Annotated in this window: 18 protein-coding genes; 11 read left to right on the top strand and 7 right to left on the bottom strand. The window is 69.4% G+C overall.

Annotation, left to right across the window (positions count from 1 at the left end; all coding sequences use genetic code 11):
- A partial coding sequence (locus VG296_RS13605; RefSeq protein WP_325566051.1) for a CHRD domain-containing protein occupies nt 1-1648 on the top strand: 1648 nt, incomplete at its 5' end.
- Between the two features lie 382 nt (nt 1649-2030).
- The gene (locus VG296_RS13600; protein ID WP_325566050.1) at nt 2031-3128 is read left to right on the top strand and encodes a PP2C family protein-serine/threonine phosphatase; all 1098 of its coding nucleotides are present in this window, start codon (nt 2031-2033) and stop codon (nt 3126-3128) included.
- A 19-nt stretch (nt 3129-3147) separates the two neighbouring features.
- Here VG296_RS13600 and VG296_RS13595 read toward each other — a convergent pair whose 3' ends face one another.
- Together VG296_RS13595 and VG296_RS13590 are read right to left on the bottom strand one after the other, a co-directional pair.
- Complete coding sequence (locus VG296_RS13595; RefSeq protein ID WP_325566049.1) at nt 3148-3849, bottom strand: hypothetical protein; 702 nt, start codon at nt 3847-3849, stop codon at nt 3148-3150.
- 32 nt (nt 3850-3881) lie between these two features.
- Nucleotides 3882-4799 carry a diiron oxygenase gene (locus tag VG296_RS13590; protein WP_325566048.1) on the bottom strand — a complete coding sequence of 306 codons (918 nt, stop codon included), beginning with the start codon at nt 4797-4799 and terminating at the stop codon, nt 3882-3884.
- A 60-nt stretch (nt 4800-4859) separates the two neighbouring features.
- Between VG296_RS13590 and VG296_RS13585 the strand changes: the two genes are divergently transcribed.
- From VG296_RS13585 to VG296_RS13570, 4 genes are read left to right on the top strand one after another with little or no spacing between them, the layout of a single operon-like run.
- Entirely contained in the window at nt 4860-5630 is a 771-nt protein-coding gene (locus VG296_RS13585) for a TetR/AcrR family transcriptional regulator (protein WP_325566047.1), read from the top strand.
- A 15-nt stretch (nt 5631-5645) separates the two neighbouring features.
- On the top strand, nt 5646-7487 hold the full coding sequence (locus VG296_RS13580; protein ID WP_325566046.1) for a DUF4873 domain-containing protein: 1842 nt from the start codon (nt 5646-5648) through the stop codon (nt 7485-7487).
- 5 nt (nt 7488-7492) lie between these two features.
- Nucleotides 7493-8440, top strand: a complete 948-nt coding sequence (locus tag VG296_RS13575; RefSeq protein ID WP_325566052.1) for an alpha/beta hydrolase — start codon at nt 7493-7495, stop codon at nt 8438-8440.
- Nucleotides 8433-9350, top strand: a complete 918-nt coding sequence (locus VG296_RS13570) for an SDR family oxidoreductase (RefSeq protein ID WP_325566045.1) — start codon at nt 8433-8435, stop codon at nt 9348-9350. The genes VG296_RS13575 and VG296_RS13570 overlap by 8 nt, the downstream gene beginning before the upstream one ends.
- A 172-nt stretch (nt 9351-9522) precedes the next feature.
- On the opposite strand, the gene VG296_RS13565 is transcribed toward VG296_RS13570, so the two are convergent.
- Both VG296_RS13565 and VG296_RS13560 read right to left on the bottom strand, forming a co-directional pair.
- Nucleotides 9523-9765 carry a hypothetical protein gene (locus tag VG296_RS13565; protein WP_325566044.1) on the bottom strand — a complete coding sequence of 81 codons (243 nt, stop codon included), beginning with the start codon at nt 9763-9765 and terminating at the stop codon, nt 9523-9525.
- Between the two features lie 102 nt (nt 9766-9867).
- A complete protein-coding gene (locus VG296_RS13560; RefSeq protein ID WP_325566043.1) occupies nt 9868-11205 on the bottom strand; it encodes a peptidase S8 in 1338 nt (445 codons plus the stop codon).
- A gap of 264 nt (nt 11206-11469) precedes the next feature.
- On the opposite strand from VG296_RS13560, the gene VG296_RS13555 reads away from it, so the two are divergent.
- The 5 genes from VG296_RS13555 (at nt 11470) to VG296_RS13535 (ending at nt 16453) form a co-directional block, all read left to right on the top strand.
- A complete protein-coding gene (locus VG296_RS13555; RefSeq protein ID WP_325566042.1) occupies nt 11470-12003 on the top strand; it encodes a SigE family RNA polymerase sigma factor in 534 nt (177 codons plus the stop codon).
- 5 nt (nt 12004-12008) lie between these two features.
- Nucleotides 12009-13046, top strand: coding sequence for a hypothetical protein (locus tag VG296_RS13550; RefSeq protein ID WP_325566041.1), 1038 nt, complete (start codon nt 12009-12011; stop codon nt 13044-13046).
- Between the two features lie 173 nt (nt 13047-13219).
- On the top strand, nt 13220-14647 hold the full coding sequence (locus tag VG296_RS13545) for a glutamate decarboxylase (protein WP_349259551.1): 1428 nt from the start codon (nt 13220-13222) through the stop codon (nt 14645-14647).
- Nucleotides 14648-14753: 106 nt separating this feature from the next.
- Nucleotides 14754-15923, top strand: a complete 1170-nt coding sequence (locus VG296_RS13540; protein ID WP_325566039.1) for an alpha/beta hydrolase — start codon at nt 14754-14756, stop codon at nt 15921-15923.
- 53 nt (nt 15924-15976) lie between these two features.
- A complete protein-coding gene (locus VG296_RS13535; protein ID WP_325566038.1) occupies nt 15977-16453 on the top strand; it encodes a hypothetical protein in 477 nt (158 codons plus the stop codon).
- 17 nt (nt 16454-16470) lie between these two features.
- On the opposite strand, the gene VG296_RS13530 is transcribed toward VG296_RS13535, so the two are convergent.
- The 3 genes from VG296_RS13530 to VG296_RS13520 all read right to left on the bottom strand — a co-directional run bounded on the left by VG296_RS13530 (nt 16471) and on the right by VG296_RS13520 (nt 22064).
- Nucleotides 16471-17463: a lysozyme gene (locus VG296_RS13530; protein WP_325566037.1), complete on the bottom strand. Its 993-nt coding sequence runs from the start codon at nt 17461-17463 to the stop codon at nt 16471-16473.
- A 90-nt stretch (nt 17464-17553) separates the two neighbouring features.
- Entirely contained in the window at nt 17554-21105 is a 3552-nt protein-coding gene (gene dnaE, locus VG296_RS13525) for a DNA polymerase III subunit alpha (RefSeq protein ID WP_325566036.1), read from the bottom strand.
- Between the two features lie 80 nt (nt 21106-21185).
- A complete protein-coding gene (locus VG296_RS13520; RefSeq protein ID WP_325566035.1) occupies nt 21186-22064 on the bottom strand; it encodes an SAM-dependent methyltransferase in 879 nt (292 codons plus the stop codon).
- Nucleotides 22065-22119 lie beyond the last annotated feature (55 nt).

Genomic DNA, 22119 nt, shown 5'->3' with positions numbered 1-22119 from the left:
CGCGAACACCGCGGCCTTCGTCCAGCCGGCCGGCTACTCGTTCACGACCGTCGACGACCCTGCCGACCCGACCTTCAACCAGCTGCTCGGCATCAACCAGAACGGGATCATCGCCGGATATTTCGGCTCCGGCGCCGCGGGACATCCGAACAAGGGCTACCGGGTCAGCGACCGTGAACTGGGCAACTTCGTGAACGAGAACTTCCCGGTCTCCGTGCAGACTCAGGCCACCGGCGTGAACGACGCCGACGAGACCGTCGGCTTCTGGTCGAGCATGAACAACGCGAACAACACCAACGACAACACCGGCTTCTACCGTATCGACGGCGAGTACCACAGCGTGGCGTATCCGGCCTCGAACAACGCCACGCCGCCGGTCAACCAGTTGCTCGGCATCAACGACGACGGCGACGCGGTGGGCTTCTACACCGACGCCGCAGGCTCGAACCACGGCTACACGTACAGCATCCACAGCCACAAGTTCCGATCTGTGATGGTCTCGGGTCAGGGAGCCACCAGCGTCACCGCCGCCGGCATCAACGGCCGAGGCGACATCGCAGGGTTCTTCACCGGCTCGGGTGGCACTCAGGACGCCTTCCTGCTCACCGGGCACGGACAGCAGACCGTGCTCGCGTACCCGGGCGCCACGATGACCCAGGCGTTCGGCGTCAACGACCACGACGAGGTCGTCGGCGTCTACCAGACCGGTTCCGGCAACGGTGCGCAGACACACGGCTTCACCTGGACCCGCGCGGGCTCGTTCCAGACCGTGGACGACCCGAACGGCGCCGGCGCGACGACGGTCAACGGCGTGAACGACAAGGGCGACCTGGTCGGCTTCTACACCGACGCGCAGGGCAACACCGACGGCATGCTGGGCACGCCGGTCAGTACCAAGAAGATCGTCAAGCACCTCTCACTGCGCACCATGCCCACCGGCACCGTGACGCTCGGTCGCACGTCCGACGGCAAGCTCTCGGCGCACCTCTTCGTCACCGGCCTTACCCCGGGCTCCTCGCACACGGTGGAGATCGACACCTCCGCGGGCACTCCCGCCATCCGCCTCGGCTCCTTCACCGCGAACGGGACCGGAGCCGCCGACACGACCGTGACCTCGGCCTCTCCGGTCAGCGAACTCCCATCGGACGGCCGTTTCGTCATCCGGCTCGGTGTCTACGGCGGCGACGGCAATTCGAACGCGCTGGCCCGCGAGCCGATCGCGCAGTCCGGGCAACTGCCCGACCGAGTGGACGACGGCTCCCGGCGGTACGACCTGCACGCCGTGAACGTGGACGTGAACGGCCAGAACCAAGGCGAGCTGAACGGCGACGCCACCGTCGTCTTCGACCCGGCCGCCAAGACGCTGTCCGTCACCGTCAACGCCAGCGGCCTGACCCCGGGCATGCACGCCGCGCACATCCACCAGGGATCCTGCCAGTCGCAGGGCCCGGTGCAGTACATGCTGATGGACTACCAGGCCGACCAGAACGGCAAGGTGGTGGACGAGACGCGCACCGTCACCGGCGTCAGCCAGCCGCCCGCGGACGGCACCTGGTACCTCAACCTGCACCTCGGCGACAGCAACAGCATCGTGGCCGACGGCGCTCCGACGCTGAGCTTCCGGCCGCTGCTCTGCGCCAACGGCTGAACCGTCTGGTGGGAGGGGAGCCGCAGGGACCTGGTCCACGGGGGAGACCCCGTGCCGGGTCCCTGCGGCGTTCGCGGGGACGCCCGCGCCGGCGGGCCGTCGGGCCTGGTCCTCGCGCGCGGACGTAGCGGACGTATCCGTGCACGAACAGGACGCACGGACCGTCGCCCGTTTCGAACACGGCGAGTCGCGGGCAATGGACACGACGTAGAGCAGCCCCTCGGCGTAGGCTGAGGGCCGACCGTGGGAACTCCGAGCTACCGTATCCCGCGGTGAGTGGACATTACTTACCGGTAACACCTGCAAGGGCCCGTTCCGCCCCGCGCCGCTTCGGCCGGGACCGTTGCGGCCGCCTCAAGATCCGCATACCGTTTTCTGTGGGATGAGCAGCCAGTTCGCATCTGACACTCCGCCACCCGGCCGCTCCGGCCGCCTCGTGCGCGCGATGCCGTACGCCCTGATCCTCGCGATCGTGATCGCCGATCTCGCCACGCCCAGGGACATCAGCTTCGCGGCCACGCTCTCCGTGCCGCCCGCGCTCGGCGCCCTGGTCACCCCGCTCAAGCAGCCCCGGCCGTTCGTCATCGGCGCGTTCTGTGTGGTCTTCTCGCTGCTGCTGTCGTTCTACGCCGACGGCATCTCGCGCGTCGTGATGGTCGGCACCGAGTTCTCCGTCGTGATGGTCACCCTCCTGAGCTGGGCAGTCGTCAGGTACGCACAACAGCAGCAGCGCATGCTCACCGACGTGCGCACGGTCGCCGAGGTCGCACAGCAGGTGCTGCTCCGAGCGCTGCCCACCGATCTGATCTCGGTCCGATCGGCCGTGCGGTACGCCGCGGCGGCGGCCGAGGCGCGGATCGGCGGGGACCTGTACGAGGTGACGACCACCCCGTTCGGCGACCGGCTGATCATCGGCGACGTGCGCGGTAAGGGCCTGCCCGCGGTCGAGGCCGCGGCCGACGTGCTCGGCATCTTCCGGGAGGCCGCCCACCAGGAGGGCGAGCTGGCCGCGATCGCCGTGCGCATGCACCAGGCGCTGCTGCGCCGGCCGCAATCGGACACCGAGGAGTTCGTCACCGCCGTGCTCGTGTCGATCCCGCCGGGCAGCGCGCAGGCCGAGATCGTCAACTGCGGCCACCCGTCCCCGCTGCTCATCCACGCGGGCACGGTCACGCCGCTGGAGCCGCCCGAGCCCAGCCCGCCTTTGGGCCTGCTCGACCTGGTCGCCGAGCCGCCGCAGGTGTACAAGGTGGACTTCGTGCCGGGCGACCTGATGCTGCTCTACACCGACGGCACCACGGAGGCGCGCGACCGGCGCGGCAGCTTCTTCCGCATCGATGTGGGGCACCCGGACTGGGCCACGTACCAGGAGCCTGACCAGCTGCTCGACGATGTGCTGCGCGCGGTGCACGAGCACGCCGGCCCGCGGCTGACCGACGACCTCGCGCTGCTCGCGGTCAAGCGGCTGCCGGATCCCTGAGCCGCGTCGGCCGGGCGCCTTACTCGAGTAGATCTTTCAGGCCGGGGATGAGGGCCGTCACGCTCCGTGGCGTCGCTCCGGTCACCTCGGCCATCTGCGTGTTTCTCAGGTTGAACGCGGAGTTTCTGACGTTGAGCCCGGGTTCGATCTTGATGGAGTCCGATGCCTCGGCCACCGATTCCTGCAAGGTGAGCTGCCCGGTCCAGCTCGTCGCCGGCCGCGAGGCGGCTCGTCCGGCGCGCCCGGCCCAGTGCCCGCGCTTCGGCGCGTCCACTTCGAGAGCGAGCGTGTAAACGCCCGCCGGGACCGGGTACGGCAGATCGGTCTTCGTGCGGAGGCCGATCCACGCCGTCGTCGCCTTCCTGCTCGACACGATGAGCGTGTCGGTCCAGCCCCTCGGCACGAACTGGCCCAGCCCCCCGTCGTAGTCGCCGACGGTGTACCACTCCACCCCGACCGTCGTCGTGTCCGGTCGGGTCAGCGTGCCCCTGATCTCGAGTACGACCGCGTCCACAGCACCCTGATTCGCAAGGACCACCGGCGCCCAGAACCCGAGCTTCCGGGTCCCGTCGAGGTAGCCCGACTTCAGCTCGCGACCCAGCACCAGCTGAAGCTTCGGAGCCTTCAGATACTGCTCGTAGGTGCTGTAGAGGAACGTGGTTATCGAGAATACGAGTGCGACGATCGAAAGACACAGCGTGAGGGCGTCGGCCAGCGTCATACGCGCAGGGTACCCGCCCGATCGACGGCGCGTCAGCGAACCAAGAACGAGGCCTTCCACCAGGAGCGACCGGGCCGCCCGATCAGGTCCGCGTCGTCGAGCGCGGCCACGACCTTCTCCGCGGCCCAGTGCAGCGTGCGCTGGTGATGGGGGTTCGCCAGCGCGATCTTCCTGGTCTGCTTCGGGTCCAGGCCGATCGAGCGGTAGACCTCCGGGTTGATCAGGCTCCTGCTGACGATGAACGCGATGTGCGCGATGATCGCCTTGCGGATCGGACGCAGCCAGCGCGGCGTGCGCGCGGCCTCCCTCGCCAGTTCCTCGCGCGCGAAGCCGATGTGCCGGGCCTCCTCCATGATGTGGATCCGGTTCACCATCCGCATCAAGGGCTGGATCCGGTCGTCCTCGACCATCTCGCGCTGCAGCCGGTCCGGGATCTCCTCGCCGAGCAGCGTCGCGGCCCAGATCACCTCGCCACGGGCCAGGAAGGGCAGGATCCGGCCGAGCCGGTGGACGTGCCGGCTGACGCCGTACGCGGGGACCCCCATCCGCTCGATCGTCCGGGCGAACATCACCGAGTGCCGGCACTCCTCGGCGATCTCGGCGAACGCGTACTTGACCCGCTGGCTGGTCGGGTCGCCCTCGTAGGCGATCTTCGCCAGCATCCTGATGAGGATCTCCTCGAACCAGATGCCCACGCTCATCACGCTTGCGCCCTCGTGCCGGGTCAGCGTCACCCGCTCCTGCTCGGTCATCCGCTCCCAGAGCTCCGTGCCGTAGAGCGAGCTGCGCTCCGGCTTGATGAACGGAGCCCCTTCGACCAGCGGTGCCTCCCAGTCGATGTCCAGGTCCGGATCGTAGGAGCGCGCGGCCGTGGACCGCAGTAGCCGCTCGGCCTTGCGCTCGAGGTCGGGGGTGGGGGTCACCTCGTCGCCCGACGTATTCGTCGTCATCAACGGCCTCCGGGGAAACTATGACTTGAAGTAACAGTTACTTCTGGTAGCGTGCTCAGCGTGAACGCATCTGTCAAGGGCGCGAAGCCGGATCCGGGCGCCGGGGACGCGCGTCGGGATCGCTGGAGCGCGCACCGGGAGCAGCGCCGCGGGGAGTTCATCGCGGCCGCGCTGCGGGTGCTCGCCGCGCAGGGTCCGGACGTCACGATGGACGCCGTGGCGGCCGAGGCCGGGGTCACCAAGCCGGTGCTCTATCGCTACTTCAGCGACAAGACCGCGCTGGTCACGGCACTCGGCGAGTTCGGCTCGAACGCGCTGCTCGACCGGCTGCTGCCCGCGATCGCCGCCGACCTGCCCGCGCTGACCCGGATCCGCGGCACCATCACCGCGTACTTCGAGTCGGTCGACGAACTGCCCAACCTCTACTGGCTGATCGTCCGGCACACCGCGGGCGAGATCCCGGCCGAGAACGACCCCTACCAGCGCAACAAGGACTTGATCGCCACCGCGCTCACCGCACTGTTCGGCGACTATCTGCGTGCCTACGGTCTCGACTCGGGCGCGGCCGAACCCTGGGCGTACGGCATCACCGGACTCGTGCAGGCGACCGTCGAGTGGTGGCTGCAGCGGCGCTCGATGAGCCGCGTTCACGCGATCGAGTACACCACTCAGCTGATCTACGCGGCGCTGGCCGGCGTGTTGCCGGCGGGCGCGCTCGACGAGGAACTCGAACTCGGCAGGTCCCGATTCGCACGGCGACCGCCGGACGAATCGCCGGAGGGGCCGCGGTCCGCGCCGCCCTCCTTGAAGCTTGTGTCAGGGGACTCATAAGGAAGGACGGGCCTCGTGGCGGACTTCGACGAAGAAGACGGTTACCAGGGCTCTGCGACTCTTGAGGTGGCGGATCGGCGCTTCGAAGTGCGCGTCGGGCTGCGCGGATACTTCCAGCCGATCGACGGCCGCTACCACTGGTACGGGCGGATCGCCGCGGACCCGGCACTGGACGAGGTGCTCGCCGCGGGCCGGCAGCGGGGCACGCTGACCACCCCGCAGGGCTCCGCTCCCGCCGATGTCGGCGACCCCGACCCCTGGGGGCGGTACCGCGTCGAGGGCATTTCGACGCCGCCCTTCGAGTCCTGGTTCACAACAAGCCAGCCCCCTGCGTCGGAGGGCGGCGGCGACCTGCCGGAGCACGTGCGCGTGGCCGTGATCGGCGCCGGCTTCGGTGGGCTCGGCGCCGGAATCAAGCTGCTCGAGGCGGGCATCCGCGACTTCGTCATCCTCGAACGGGGCGCGTCCGTCGGCGGCACGTGGCGCGACAACACGTACCCCGGCTGCGCCTGCGACGTGCCCTCCCACCTGTACTCCTTCTCCTTCGCGCCGAATCCCCGATGGTCACGCAGCTACTCCGCGCAGCCGGAGATCCGCGCGTACCTGGAGGACGTCGCCGACCGGCCCGGCCTGCGCTCCCGCCTGCACCTCGATACCGCCGCCACCGGCGCGGTCTGGCAGGAGGCCGAAGCGCGGTGGCTCATCACGACCGAGCGCGGCCGGATATTCGCCGACGTGCTGATCGCTGCGGGAGGCGCGCTCTCCGAACCCTCGACGCCTGACATCCCCGGCCTCGACGCGTTCCCCGGCGCCGTTTTCCACTCGGCACGCTGGGACCACGAGACTGACCTGACCGGCAAGCGCATCGCCGTCGTCGGCACCGGCGCCTCCGCGATCCAGATCGTGCCCGCGCTGCAGAAGAAGGCTGCGAAGCTGGTGCTCTTCCAGCGCACGCCCGCCTGGGTCATGCCGCGCGGCGACCGGAAGATCACCGCTGCGGAGAAGTGGCTGTACGAGCACGTCCCGCCGACCCAGCGCGTGGCCCGCCTCGGCATCTACGCCAGTCGCGAGTCGACTGTCGGCAGCTTCGTCAAGCGGCCCGCGCTGCTCAAGGCCGCCTCGCGGATCGCGCGCGCCAACATGAACCGTGCTGTGAAGGATCCTGGGCTGCGCGCGAAGCTCACGCCGAACTACGTGATGGGCTGCAAGCGGATCCTGCTCTCCAACGACTACTATCCGGCGCTCGCTCAGTCCAACGCCGACGTCGTCGCGTCCGGCCTGGCCCGCATCGAGGGCAGCGCGGCCATCGCCACGGACGGAACACGCCACGAAGTCGACGCCATCGTCTTCGCCACCGGCTTCCACACCGTCGACATGCCCATGGCACGCCACGTGTGGGGAGTCGGCGGGCGCTCGCTCGACGAGGTCTGGGGTGGCGATATGCGGGCCCTGCGAGGCACGACCGTGGCCGGATTCCCCAATCTCTGCTTCGTGATCGGCCCGAACACCGGACTCGGCCACAACTCGATGGTGTACATCATCGAGTCACAGCTCTCGTACATCGTCGACTACATCAGGACCCTGGAGCGTTCGGGTGCGGCGGCCTTCGACACCGACGAGGACGCGCAGCGCGCGTGGTGCGACGACGTCGAGCGACGGATGGGACCGACCGTGTGGAACACCGGCGGCTGCAGGAGCTGGTACTTCAACGCAGCCGGTCGCAACCCGACCCTCTGGCCCGGCTCGACACTGCGCTTCCGCCGCAAGACCCGCCGCGTCGACGCACGCGAATACATACCCGCCTCAGTACTCACCCCCTCAACGGCTTCGGCCGCGAACCGAGCGGAGCAAGCGTGACCAGCATGGACCAATACACCCCGCCGGTGCCCGACGCGCGGTTGCGCATCCCCTCGGCCGACGGCACGCAGCTCAACGTCGAGGTCCACGGCCCGACCAGCGCTCAGACGACCGTCGTGCTGGTACACGGCTGGACCTGCAAGATAGCCTTCTGGGCACCCGTTATCGGCGCCCTGCGAGCGGAGGCTCCCGAACTCCGCGTCGTCGCCTACGACCAGCGTGGCCACGGCGAGAGCGAGATCCCCGGGAACGACGCGTACAGCGTGCCGATCCTCGTCGAAGACCTGCGGGCCGTGCTCGACGCGACCTTGCGGGACGACGAGCGGGCCGTCCTCGTCGGTCACAGCATGGGCGGCATGACGATCATGGCGGCGGCCGGCGACGCGTCGATCCTCGCTCGCATCGGCGGGGCGGTGCTCTGCTCGACCGGCTTCGCGAACCTGCCCGGCTCGTCGACCGTCGTCCCCGGCCTCAAGCGGCTGCCGAAGGCCAACCGCGCCGCGCACCGCTTCCTGCTCACCAGCACGCTGCCGGTCGGCCCCGTCACGCCGATTTCCCGCGCGATGCTCAAGCACACCGCGCTCGGCCCGAAGTCGAACAAGCACCTGCAGAAGGTCAACGCACGGATCATCACTGCATGCCGCCCGAAGCCGCGCGCCGGGTGGGGCCGCGTGCTCACCGAACTCGACGTGACCGAGCAGGTCGGAAAGCTGGACGTGCCGACATCAGCGGTCTTCGGCACCAGCGACCGGCTGACCCCGCCTGCCGCGCACGCGCAGGCGATCGCCGACGCGCTGCCGCGCTTCGAAGGCCTGACCACGCTCACCGGCCTCGGCCACATGACGCCGCTGGAGGCGCCCGACGTCGTCAGCATGCTGATCCGGCAACGGGTCCGCGCGATGCTGAACGCGGCCGACGTCGCCGAGGCCGCGAAGGGAAGCGACCATGAGTAACGCCAACGCGGCGCCGCTCGCGGGCAAGACGGCCGTCGTCACCGGAGCCGCCCGCGGGATCGGCGCCGCGCTCGCCGCCAGCCTCGCCCGCCGCGGCGCGAACGTCGCCCTCGTCGGCCTCGAACCGGACGAACTCGAGCGGGCCGCGAAGACCTGCCGCGCGCACGCGATGGCCGGTGCCGAGTCCGCGGTCTGGGAGGCGGACGTCACCGACAAGGCCCGGCTGTCCGAGGTCGCGACAGAGGTCTGCGATCACTTCGGCGCGATCGACATCGCTGTGGCGAACGCGGGCATCGCGATCGGCGGCCCCTTCGTGGACAGCGACCCGGAGACCTTCGACCGGGTCATCGAGATCAACCTGCTCGGCTCGATCGCCACCGCCAGGGCGCTGCTCCCCGCCCTCACCCGCTCGCGCGGCTACCTGCTGCAGATCGCCTCGCTGGCCGCGCTCACGCCGACCCCGCTGATGGCCGCGTACTGCACCAGCAAGTCAGGCGTCGAAGCATTCGCGCACAGCCTGCGCAGCGAGGTCCGCCCGGACGGCGTGGACGTCGGCGTCGCGTACCTCTCGTGGACGGACACTGATATGGTCCGCGGCGCCGACCAGGACACCGTGCTCGCCGAGCTGCGCGCCCGCCTGCCCTGGCCGGCGAACAAGACCGCCCGCCTCGAGCCCGCCGTCGAGCGCCTCGCCGCAGGGATCATCCGCAGGTCGGCGCACGTCTACGGCCAGCCCTGGGTCCGCTCGATGCAATGGCTCCCGCGCGGCGTCCTGCCCGCCGCCATCGCCTTCCGCGGCACCCAGGAGGTCAAGCGCCTCTCCGCCCGCCTAGCCCCCGGCGCCGAAGCTCGCCGCCGCCCCGTAGGCCCCGGCGGCCTCGCCGCCCTGAAGAACAAGGAACCCGAGTAGCCCCGCGCGTGCCATGCGGAAAAACGCCGCTCCGCGACTGTGGCAACAAGGCGTCGCCCGGCTTCCGCCCGGTTCGGGCCGCGTCGGCGAGCGTGCTTCCCGTGATTCGGCCCTGCCTACGGCCCGGCACTCCGCTGCGCTCCGTACCGGCCCTACGGCCGGGCCGAATTACTCATCCCGCCCGCCAGTGAGGATGTGGGTTGCTGGGCGTTTTGGGGTTGGCGGCGGGTTTGGGCCTGGACTCGTTCGCTGGCGGTGCCAGGATGCCGTGCTTGCCGATCCGGCGACCCTCTTGCAGGTCGACGACGGTCAGGCCCACCCCGATGATCTCGTCGACCATTCCGGCCGGGGGCCGGCCGGGCCGGCAGGTGGCCTCGACGTCCACGACGTTGAGGTAGCGATCCGCGTCATCCATGTGCGTGATGGTACGTACATGACGCGTGGCCGCGCCGCTGGATTTCGCGGCGCGGCCACGCCGCGTGCTGAGTCCTGAGTGGTGGAAATCAGAGGTCAGATATCAGAACCCGCTCAGGCCGTTCGGGGTGCCGAGGCCGGTGGGGCCGTCCCAGCCGGTGCCGGAGACGCAGAGGGCGTTGTCGCAGCCGGCGTGCGGCGGGTAGTTGGCGCCGATCTGGACGTCGTTGAAGTCCTTGGCCGGGTCCGCGTACAGGGTGCTCGGGCCCTCGACCTCGGTCAGGTTGCCGGCGCGCGCGTAGACGCCCGCGATGAAGGGGCTCGACTCGCTGGTGCCGCCGACGACGACCCAGTTGTAGGGCTGGGCGGTCTCCGGCGCGTAGTCGTCGTAGACCGCTGCGCCGGTGTTCGGGTCGGCGTCGGCCGAGATGTCGGAGTCGGTGCGGTGGCCGCCGCAGTAGGCGCTGACGGCGCTGGGCTGGCCGAGCGCGGCGGGCAGGTCGCCCGCGCAGCCGCTGCCGGCGCCGCCCCAGGCGACCTCGGTGTAGCCGCGGCCGGTGCTCGGGGTCGAGTAGAGCGAGGTGCCGCCGACGGATGTGACCGTCGGCAGGTTCTGCGGCCAGCCGTCGGGCGAGCCCTCGTAGCCGCCGTCGCCCGAGGACGCGGTGATGGCCATGCCCGGCTGGAAGAAGTCACGCGCGACCGGACCGAGGTCCAGTGTGGAGTCCGGGGCGAACTGGTAGCTGATGCTCGCCGCGTTGGCGCCGAGCTTGGCGGCAGTGTTCACCGCGACGCCGAAGTCCTCGGCGGCCACGTCGTTGGACGCGGTGATGTCCCGGTTCACCGTGATCTCGACGATCTTGCACAGCGGGCACGCGGACGAGGCCATGTCCACGTCGAGCGTGGTCTCGATGCCGACCTCCTCGTCGAACAGCTTCTCCTCGTCCGTCGTCCCGGCCTTCAGCGGAGCGCCGCCGTGCTCGTTCACCTGTTTGAAGCAGCCGCCCGCGCTGGTGCACGCGGGCAGGCCGTAGGTCGTCCGGTAGGTGTTGAGGGTGCTCTCGAGGGTCGGGAACGCGCCCTCGTCCAGGATCGCGATGGTGCCCTTCTGCCCGACTCCGGCGGGCAGGTTGTAGGCCTTGGCGAAGTCGGCCGGGCCGTAGCCGGCGGGCACGGTGGTGGTCAGCGGCTTGCTGGAGCCCGGGGCGACGGTCAGGATCCGGGCGACGCAGTGCCCGTACTTCTGGCAGACGGCCGCGGATCCGCGGCCGGCGAGCACGGCGTTCGGCAGGGTCGCCGCGGAGCCGAGGTGGAGGCTCGCGACGTTCGGGGCGGACGTGGTGGAGTCCGCCCGCGCTGCAGCGGGCAGCAGCCCGATGCTCGCGAGAGCGCCGACCGCGGCCGCGATGAGCACGGCGCGGCGCATGCGAGGAGCGTGCACGTGGGTTCCTCTTCTCTGCTGGGTGGTCTCTCTGGTGGGTGTGTCAGAGGTCGTCACCGACTGAGAAGTCACGGTTACCGAGCGCCGCGCGGCTGTCAATAAGGGACCTGAGGATTAAATGAAGATTGTTACCCGAGCGGCACAGGCGCCGGAAGGCCGCCCGGCGGATTCGCCGCGCGGCGCAACCGGGACGGCGGATCGTGCGTGTACACGGGAGGACCGTGCCCGCGGGGGCGCGCGGCGCGGAGGCAAATGGGAGGCAGCGTGCCGGACGAACTCGACTTCGACGAGTTCTACACGGCCGGCTTCCGGCGCATCGTGAGTCAGATCTACGCGATGACCGGGAACCTGGCCGAGGCGGAGGACTCGGTTCAGGAGGCGTTCGCGCGGGCCTGGCAGCGCTGGGACGACGTGCGCAGATACGGCGATCCCGAGGCGTGGATCCGCACGGTCGCCTACCGGCTCTCGGTCTCGGCGTGGCGCAAGGCCGCCAACCGGCGGGCCGCCCACCACCGCGCCGCGGCCGCGCCGGAGCTGCCCGGACTGAGCCCGGATCACCTCACCCTGGTGTCCGCGCTGCGGCAGATATCCGCCGAACAGCGGCGCGCGATCGTGCTCTACCACCTGGTCGGGCTGACGATCGCCGAGATAGCCAAGGAGACCGGTTCGCCCGAGGGCACGGTCAAGTCGCATTTGAATCGGGGTCGCAAGGCCCTTGCCCCGCTGGTCTCCGAGTTCGCCGAGGTCGGCGTGGGCGGTCCGCGCCGTACGCAGACCGAGCTGGCGGGGGAGTGGTGAGAAGGATGCCGGAGAGCTTCGACACCATGCTCGCGGAACTGGCCGACGTGGCCGCGGAGGCGATCGTTCCGCCCAGTCTCGCCGAGGTTCGCCGCCGGGCCCGTCAGCGGATGCTGCGTCGCCGGGTCGCCGCCTCGGCGCTCGCGCTCGCCCTGGTCGGCGTGGCCGGCGGCGCCTGGGCCGTGGCGTACCACCGCTTCCACACCGACGACACCCTCGCCCCGATGACCGGCCAGACCACAGCGTCGTCCGGGCTGGTAGGGGGCAGCCCGAGCCCGGTCGGCGCGTCCGGCACGTCGAGCGCGTCGCCCAGCGTCGGAGCGGCCGCGTTCACCGGCGGCTCGGATGCCGTCGTGTGGCAGGCCGGCTCTGCCGCGGACGGATATCTGATGATCTTTTCGGACGGCATGGTCGCGCTGAGTGCGACGGACGTCTTTCCGCTCTGCTACGGACGCCTGGGCACCGTGATCGCGCAGGCCGACTCGACCGCGAGCCCGACGGTCGGCGCGTTTACGGACACCTCGTCCACGGGCTCGTCTTCGGCGGGCGTGACGGTCTCCGGGCAGCCGCTCACGGATGTCGCGTGCAGCTCCTTCGGCACCGGCGTCGCGATCACGGCCGCGCCCCTCGCGAACGGCTACGTATCTCTCACGATGTCCGGCAATTCCACGGTGGCCGGCGAGACCCTCACCCGCGTTTCCGAGATCCAAGGCACTGCCACGAACGCGGTGATGGACACGATGACGATGAAGCTGCTCAGCGGCACGTGGATCAGTGCGGACGCGAACAAGCGGACGCTGGTCGTCGGCGGGAACGGGTCGATCTCGTTCTCGGCGTACGCGACCGCGGGCAAGCCGTACACCGGATCGGGCATGATCGACACCGCGTACCCGTCCGGCGCGCGGGCGGTGTTCGACTGTCCGAGCGGCAGCAAGAAGGGCTCCCCGTGCGAAGTCCTGCTGATCGAGCAGACCGCGAAGAGCGCCGACCAGATCATCGTCTACGGCAGCTACGGCGCCGAGGCATTCATCCGAAAGGGCTGAGCCCGAGGCGTGATCGTCCCCTTCCGTTTCCCGCCGTGACGCTGGAATAGACCGCGCCACGGTGCAAGGGTGGGGAGCCGACGGCTGGACGGGATCGGAAGGGGTTCGCGATGGCGGAGTTGCACGGAACGGGATCGAAGGAGACGGGGCTGCACACCCCGCAGGTGCGCGGTTTGCCGGTGCACGAGCCGTCGGGGCGGCGGCATCGCGAGCCGCATCGCACGGTGCCGGTCAACCCGCTGCTGATCGCGGCGGGCATGGATCCGGCCGGCTCGATGGCGACGAATCCGCCGATGTACCGGGTCGGCGACGGCCCGATCCCGCCGGAGACCGCGTACCGGCTGATCCACGACGAGCTGATGCTGGACGGCAACGCCCGGCTGAACCTGGCGACCTTCGTCACCACGTGGATGGAGCCCGAAGCCAAGCTCCTGATGTCCGAGTGCGCCGAGAAGAACATGATCGACAAGGACGAGTACCCGCAGACCGCGGAGCTCGAGCGGCGCTGCGTCGCCATCCTCGCCGACCTGTGGAACGCGCCGGACCCGCACACCGCCGTCGGCTGCTCGACGACCGGATCCAGCGAGGCCTGCATGCTCGCCGGGCTCGCGCTCAAGCGGCAGTGGATGAAGCGCAACCCCGAGCGATACAAGGCGGGCGCGCGGCCCAACCTCGTGATGGGCATCGACGTGCAGGTCTGCTGGGAGAAGTTCTGCGAGTTCTGGGAGGTCGAGCCGCGCTACGTGCCGATGGAGGGGGAGCGCTTCACCCTCGGCCCCGAGGAGGCGGCGGCCCTCTGCGATGAGAACACGATCGGCGTCGTCGTGATCATGGGATCGACGATGGACGGCAGCTACGAGCCGGTCTGGGACGTGTGCACCGCGCTCGACGACTTGCAGGAGCGCACCGGCCTCGACATCTCGGTGCACGTGGACGGCGCGTCCGGCGGCATGATCGCGCCCTTCCTCGACCCGGACCTGGTCTGGGACTTCCGCCAGCCGCGGGTGAAGTCGATCAACACCTCTGGGCACAAGTACGGGCTCGTCTACCCGGGCGTCGGCTGGGCGCTGTGGCGGGACGCCGAGGCGCTGCCGGAGGAGCTGGTCTTCAAGGTCAACTACCTCGGCGGCGACATGCCCACCTTCGCGCTGAACTTCTCCCGCCCCGGCGCCCAGGTCGTCGCGCAGTACTACACCTTCCTGCGGCTCGGCCGCGAAGGCTTCCGCCGAGTCCAGCAGTCCGCGCGCGACGTGGCGAAGTACCTGGCCGAAGGCGTCGACGCGCTCGGCGACTTCCGCCTGCTCACGCACGGCGACCAGCTGCCGGTCTTCGCCTTCACCACGGGCGACCACGTCAAGAACTTCGACGTCTTCGACGTATCCCGCCGCCTGCGCGAGCGCGGTTGGCAGGTCCCCGCGTATACGTTCCCGAAGAACCGCGAGGACCTGGCCGTGCTACGCGTCGTGGTCCGCAACGGCTTCTCGCACGACCTCGCCGACCTCCTGCTCGCCGACATCACCCGCCTGCTCCCCGAGCTGCACAACCAGCCCGCCCCCGCCCAGCAGTTCGGCGTGGAGGTCAAGGAGGCGTTCCACCACTGACGCGCCGGGGCGCGCACAGGTCCGATTGGTCCCCGAGTCTGACTATTTTTCCGGACACGCCCTCAATATCACTGATTCTCGGATAACAAGGTATTAGTCTCCTGCCGTGTCTCCGATCAGCGGATCCCTGCAGATCACCACGGTCGTCCTCGCCGTGCTCGCGGCCCTCGCCACCTGGCTCCTGTGGAACCGGATGCGGGGGCCGCGCGCCGTGCGCATGCTGCAGCGGGCCGCGCTGCTGGTGTTCGGCGAGTTGATGGCCGCGGTGGCGATCCTGGTGTGGGTCAACATCTCCAGCGGCGGGCTCGTCGTGTCCTGGCAGGACCTGCTGGGCAATCAGAGCACGCGCGGCGGGGTGTTCGCCGGGCAGCAGGGAGCGATTCAGCTCGATCCGAAGGCGCAGACCGTCGCCGTGGTGCGACGGCAGGACGTGGCGGTCACGGCCAGATTCGTGCGCGCCACATTCCATCCTTCGAGTGAAGGCTTCCAGGAGACGACGTTCCGCGGCCCCGTCTCCGGCATCACCTCGCAGGTCTACGTGTGGACGCCGCCGCAGTACGCCGCGGAGCCGCACACGTACTTCCCGGTCCTCGAACTGCTGCACGGTGTCGTGGGCTCGCCGGACGGCTGGATGGGCCCGATGAACGTCGTGGCCCACCTGGAGGCGGCCGAGCGTTCGGGGAAGGTGCTCCCGTACATCCTGGTCGTGCCCGAGGTGACGCCGATCGCCGGCCACACCTGGCCGTTCAACAACGAGGAGTGCAGCGACGTCCCCGGCGACGCGAACGTGGACACGTGGCTGACCCGTGACGTGCGCACGATGGTCATCGACGACCTCCGGGCCGAACCGGCCGCCGACGCGTGGGGCCTGATGGGCTACTCGACCGGCGGCTTCTGCGCGGCGAAGCTCGTGCTGCAGCACCCGAACCGGTACCGTGCGGCGGTCTCGCTGTCCGGTTACTACCTGCCCGACTCGCAGGAGCTGTCCGAAGACCCGGTGCTGGACCACGAGAACAGCCCGCTCTGGCTCATCTCGCACACCCGGACCCCCGCAGTGAGCCTGCTGATGACGGCCAGCGCGCAGGACAACGTGGACCCGGCCTCCGAAGCCGCCAAGATGATCGCCGCCGCGAAGGCGAACCCGCAGGCCAGAGCGACGGACGTGCAGTCCTTCGTCGCCCCGCTCGGCGGCGGCCACAACCAGAGCGCCTGGGAGAAGATGCTCCCCACCGCGTTCACGTGGCTCTCCCAGCGCCTGGCCGGCCCGACGCCGTAGTCGGTGCCCGTGCGAACGCCTGTGTCGGATGATGTGTCAGAGAAGGAGGCGGCATGCTGCTTACGGACCCCGCGCTGCAGTACTGGAGCTGCGTGGCGGCGATCCTGGCGACCGTCGCCGTACTGGTGCTGTGGAACAGGGTGCAGGGCCCGGCGCCCGTCAGGGTCCTGTCCCGCACCGGCCTGCTGATCGCCGGATACCTGACGACCGCCGTGGCGATCCTGGTCTCGGTGAACATCGCCTACGGCGGCCTGATCGTGAGCGTGAGCGACCTGTTCGCCGACGTGAACCCGCCGATGGGCCAGTTCATGCACAGCGCATGCGGCGGTGACGGCATGCACGGCGGCGTCGGAAACGGCGGCGTCGGAAACGGCAACGGCGGTCCGCACGAAGTGCCCACGCTTGGAGCGGCGGCCGCGGCCCAGCCCTGGCCGCACCCGTGCGCGAGCACCTCCGCCGAACCGGCACAACCGGCGCAACCAGCTCAGCCGGCTGTGCCCGCGGAAGCTCAGGCCAGCTCCGTGCCCTAGATGTAAAACGTCCAGGCTCAGCCGTTCACCGCGAGCGTCCGCAGCTGGGCGAACGGGCCGTTGAACACGTCCTGGTCGCCGGGCTGCGCACCCGAGTCCGAGTACTGCCAGAAGGAGTAGTAGCGCCAGCCGCTCGGCAGCGTGCCGCCGCTCCGACCGTAGTTGGCGACCCAGAACGGGTCCTCGCTCGCGAACGCGGCCGAGTCCCCGGTGCAGGTCTTCCACCAGTCGGTCGTGCTGTAGATCACCGGGAAGGCGTGCTCCTTCGCCGCGTACTCGGTGACGAAGTTCTTGATCCAGTTCACCATCTGGCCCGCCGTCAGGCCGTAGCAGGCCTTGCCGTACGGGTTGTACTCGATGTCCAGCGCGCCCGGCAGCGTCTTGCCGTCCGCGGACCAGCCGCCACCGTGCGCGGCGAAGTAGTCGGCCTGCGCCGTGCCGCTGGAGTTGCTCGGGACGGCGAAGTGGTACGAGCCACGGACTACGCCGTAGTTGTACGGACCCTCGTACTCGTTGTTGAAGAGCGGGTTAACGTAGTACGTGCCCTCGGTCGCCTTCGCGTAGGCGAAGTTGATGTGCGGCGCGACCTTCGACCAGTCGATCGACGGCTGATGGCTGCTCACGTCGATGCCCTGCACCCTCGAGGCCAGGTCCGGCACGGTCACCGAGACCGTCGCCGGCGCCGGATTCGACGGGGAGGACGGCACCGACGGGTTCGCCGAGGCCATCGCCATCGCGGAAAGGCCCGAGCCCATGTCGTCCGCCTCCGGATGGGTGACGAGCTCGGGGTGGATCGGGGTCTGATAGTGCGTCGGGGTGACGGACACGACCTTGCCTGACAGGTCGTGAGCCCAGCTCGCCCCGACCGCCGTGGCGCTCGCGCGGCCGGCGTCGGAACCGCTCGGGGAGTCAGGGCCCGCGGTCGCCAAGCTGGCGACCACGGCTGCGGTGACCAACACTGAGGTCAGCGCGAGGGTTCTGCGGGGGACGGGGCCGACCGACGGTGCCATGGGATCCTCAGAGGGGTGCAGACGCCACTGTTTGGACGTCCATGTACCCTTTGTCCGAATAGTCCAAGCTTTCCGCCGGCCGGCAGAGCGTCAGACCGCCACGCAGTTCGGCCCGAACAAGGTCTTGATCTCGGAGATCAGCGCGCTGCTGTACTCCACCGGATGGGCCGGAAGGTCGAACAGCACCTTGGAGCGCGGCTCCTGCAGCGTCAGCCGGACCGGGCGCGGGCCGGGGTGGGCGGCGAGGATGTGGCCGAGCTCGGCGATCGACCGCTGGTTGAGCTGCCGCGCGTTGATCGTCAGCTGCAGCGGCATCGCCTGGCCGACGTTGCTCAGGTCCAGCGGGACCAGCTCCTGCCCGAAGACCGAGATCGCGCCGTCCCGCTCGTTCAGCCGCCCGCGCACGCTCACGCACGCGTCGTCGACCAGTTCGTTCTGGTAGAGCGGGTAGACCTTCGGGAAGAACAGCACCTCCACCCCGGCGTCCAGGTCCTCGACCGTGACGATCGCCCAGGCGGCCCCGGAGTTCTTGTTGATCCGCCGGTCCACCTTGGAGATGATCCCGGCGAGCCGCACCTCGCCCTCGGTCCGCTCGCCGCTCAGCAGTTGCGCGATCGTGCTGTCCCGGTTGCGTGAGAGCAGCGGCTCGGCGCCGTCCAGCGGGTGGCTGGACACGTAGAGGCCGAGCATCTCCCGCTCGAAGCCGAGCTTCACCTTCTGCGCCCACTCCGGGGTGCCGGGCACCTCGAAGCCGACCGACGCCGGGGTGCCGGGCTCCTCCTCGAACATGCCGAACAGGCTGTCCTGGCCGATCGACTCCTGCTTCTTCACGTCGAGCACCGCGTCCACGGCGCGCTCGTGCACCTCGATCAGCGCCCGCCGGGTGTGGTCGAGCGAGTCGAAGGCCCCGGCCTTGACCAGCGATTCGATGGCGCGCTTGTTGCACACCGCCATCTCGACCTTGTTCATGAAGTCGGGGAAGGACTCGTAGCGGCCCTTGGCCTCGCGGGAGCGGATGATCGAGGCGACCACGTTCTCGCCGACGTTCCGGATGCCGCCGAGGCCGAAGCGCACGTCGTTGCCGACTGCGGTGAAGTTGAGCATGCTCTCGTTGACGTCGGGGGAGAGCACCTTGATGCCGAGCTTGCGGCATTCGCCCAGGTAGAGCGCCGCCTTGTCCTTGTTGTCGCCGACCGAGGTGAGCAGCGCGGCCATGTACTCGGCCGGGTAGTTCGCCTTCAGATACGCCGTGCGGTAGGAGACCATGCCGTACGCGGCCGAGTGCGACTTGTTGAACGCGTAACCGGCGAAGGGGACCAGCACGTCCCACACCGCCTGGATCGCCTCGTCCGAGTAGCCGTGCTCCCGGCAGCCCGCCTGGAAGGGCACGAACTCCTTGTCCAGGATCTCCTTCTTCTTCTTGCCCATCGCGCGGCGCAGCAGGTCGGCCTTGCCGAGCGAGTATCCGGCCAGGACCTGCGCGGCTCGCTGCACCTGCTCCTGATAGACCACCAGGCCGTAGGTCTCGCCGAGCACCTCCTGCAGCGGTTCCTCGAGCTCGGCGTGGATCGGCGTCTGCGGCTGCAGGCCGTTCTTGCGCAGCGCGTAGTTGGTGTGCGAGTCCATGCCCATCGGGCCAGGACGGTACAGGGCGCTGGCCGCCGAGATGTCGTTGAAGTGGTTCGGCTTCATCAGCTTCAGCAGCGTCTGCATGCCGCCGCCATCGAGCTGGAAGATGCCCAGGGTGTCACCGCGGCCCAGCATGGTGAAGGTGGTCTGGTCGTCCATCGGGATCTTGTCGATGTCCAGGTCGATCCCGCGGTTCTGCTTGATGATGCGCAGCGCGTCGTCGATGATGCCCAGGTTCCGCAGGCCCAGGAAGTCCATCTTGATCAGACCCATGGACTCGCAGGACGGGTAGTCGAACCCGGTGATGATCACGCCGTCCTTGTCCCGCCGGTGCAGCGGGATCAGGTCGATCAGCGGGTCCTTCGACAGGATGACCGCGCACGCGTGCACGCCGGTGCCGCGCATCAGGCCCTCGACGCCGAGCGCCGTGTCGATGACCTTCTTCACATCCGGATCGCTGCCGTAGAGCTCGCGGACCTCGGTGGCCTCGGTGTAGCGCGGGTGCTTCTCATCCAGTACGCCGTAGAGCGGCATCGACTTGCCGAGCACGTCCGGCGGCATCGCCTTGGTGATCTTCTCGCCCATGGCGAAGGGGTAGCCCAGGATCCGCGAGCTGTCCTTGATCGCGGCCTTCGCCTTGATCATGCCGAAGGTGTTGACCTGCGCGGTGTACGCGTCGCCGTACTTCTCGGCGACGTAGCGCACCATCTGGTCGCGGTAGCGGTCGTCGAAGTCGAGGTCGACGTCCGGCGGGGAGACGCGCTCGGGGTTGAGGAAGCGCTCGAACAGCAGTCCGTACGGCAGCGGATCGATGTCCGTGATGCCGAGCAGGTAGGCGACCATCGAACCGGCCGCCGAACCACGGCCGGGACCGACCGCGATGCCGCTCTTGCGCGCGTGCGCAGTGATGTCGGCGACGACCAGGAAGTAGGAGTCGTAGCCGAGCGGGCCGAGGATGGTGAGCTCGTACTTGACCCGGTCGAGCACCTCCTGGCTGGGGTGGTCGCCGTACCGCCACTTGAGGCCCTCGTCGACCTTCGCGAGCAGGTAGCTCGCCGGGGTCTCGCCCTCCGGAACCGGGAAGACCGGCATCCGGTCGACCTGGTTGAAAACCTCGGCGTACGAATCGATGCGCTCGGCGATCGCCAGGGTGTTGTTACAGGCGTCGGGCAGTTCGCTGAACAGGTCGCGCATCTGCTCCGCGGTCTTGAGGTAGTAGCCGGTGCCGTGGAAGCGGAAGCGGGTGGGCTCGTCCTTGTTCTTGCCCACGCCGATGCACAGCAGGCTGTCGTGCGCGTCCGACTGGTCCTCGGTGACGTAGTGCGAGTCGTTCGTGGCAAGCAGCGGGATGCCCAGCTGCTTCGCCAGCCGCAGCAGGTCCTGGCGCACGTTGCGCTCGATGTCCAGGCCGTGCTCCATCAGCTCCAGGAAGTAGTTCTCCCTGCCGAAGATGTCCTGGTAGTGCGAGGCCGCCGCCACCGCCTCGTCGTACTGGCCGAGCCGCAGCCGGGTCTGCACCTCGCCGGACGGGCAGCCCGTGGTCGCGATGATGCCGGTCGCGTTCTCCGCGATCATCTCGCGGTCCATGCGCGGCTTGCCGTAGTAGCCCTCGTACGACGCGAGCGTGGACAGCTTGAACAGGTTCCGCAGGCCCCGGGAGTTCTGCGCCCACATCGTCATATGGGTGTACCGGCCGCCGCCGGAGACGTCCTTGCCGCCCTCGCCGTCCGAACTCGCGCCGTTGTTCTGTCCGCGCTGGCCCCAGAACATCGGCTTGCGGTCGAAGCGGGAGCCGGGCGCCACGTACGCCTCGATGCCCAGGATCGGCTTGACCGGCGTGTCCTTGGCCAGGGTGTACATCTCGTACGCGCCGAACATGTTGCCGTGGTCGCTCATCGCGATCGCGGGCATGCCCTGCCGTTCCACCTCGGTCAGCATCTTGCCGACCTTCGCGGCACCGTCGAGCATCGAGTACTCGCTGTGAACATGCAGGTGGACGAACGAGTCGGACAAGGTCCGGCCCTCCTTCACGCAGTCGGCGGCCAGGGTTGGACCAACTCTATCCGGGCCCTCCGACAGAAATCGCAAGGGACTCAGCGGATGATCGCGACCCCGCCCGCGACGCTGCACCGCGCCTCGAGTTCCTGCCCGGGACCCGTGCCGTCCGGGCGCCACGAGGTGCAGCGCACGAAGCCCGGATCGACGAACTCGAAGTCGGAGACCAGCCGCCGGACCTTCTCCAGCGGGCGCGGCGTGTACTGGAAGGGGTTGTTGGCCAGCGACTCCTTGAGCGCACGCTCGGTCGCCGACGGGTCCGAGCCCTCCAGCAGGTGCACCATCACGATCATGCTGCCCGGCGCCAGCGCGGCCTTGAGCCCGTCGAGGGCCCTGGTCAGCCGGTCCTCGTCGGCGATGAAGTCCATCATCCCGAGCAGCATCAGGCCGACCGGCCTGGACAGGTCGATCCGCTCGCGCAGCCACGGGTTCGCCAGGATCGGCGCCGGGTCGCGGAAGTCCGCCCACAGCGCGTGCACCTCGCCGGCGCCGCGCGCCCGGGCGGCCAGCACGGCCCGCGCGTGCGCGGCGCTTACCTGATCGTCGGTCACGAACACGAAGCGGGCCCCGGGCCGGCGCGCCCGCTCGAGCCCGTTGACGCTGGGGCTGCTCAGCTTCGGTATGTAGCAGCCGAAGTGCAGGAACTGGTCGAGCCCGTGTTCGGGTTCGGCGATCCAGCGCAGCGCACGGACGATGAAGGCCTCTCCGGCCCGCGCGGCGAGCATCACGTTCGGCGCGTACTTGATCGCGAGCTCGGCGGCGTCCCGGTCGATCTGGTAGTTGTCCTTGCCGCCGACCATGTAGTCCCACATCCGCAGCGGATGCGGCAGTTCGGTCGGCGGGTCCGGCGGCTGCCAGCCGCGGCCCAAGGAAAGATCCCACGGCGGCATGGAGCCGCCCGGCGCAGATCCGCTCACACGCCCATTCCCCTTCCGGCCGCTGGACCGCCCCGAGCGACCTTCTCTCGCAGCA

The sequence above is a fragment of the Actinospica sp. genome, from assembly GCF_035552695.1.
Lineage (GTDB): Bacteria > Actinomycetota > Actinomycetes > Streptomycetales > Catenulisporaceae > Actinospica.
This window is presented reverse-complemented; position numbering and strand designations above follow the sequence as displayed.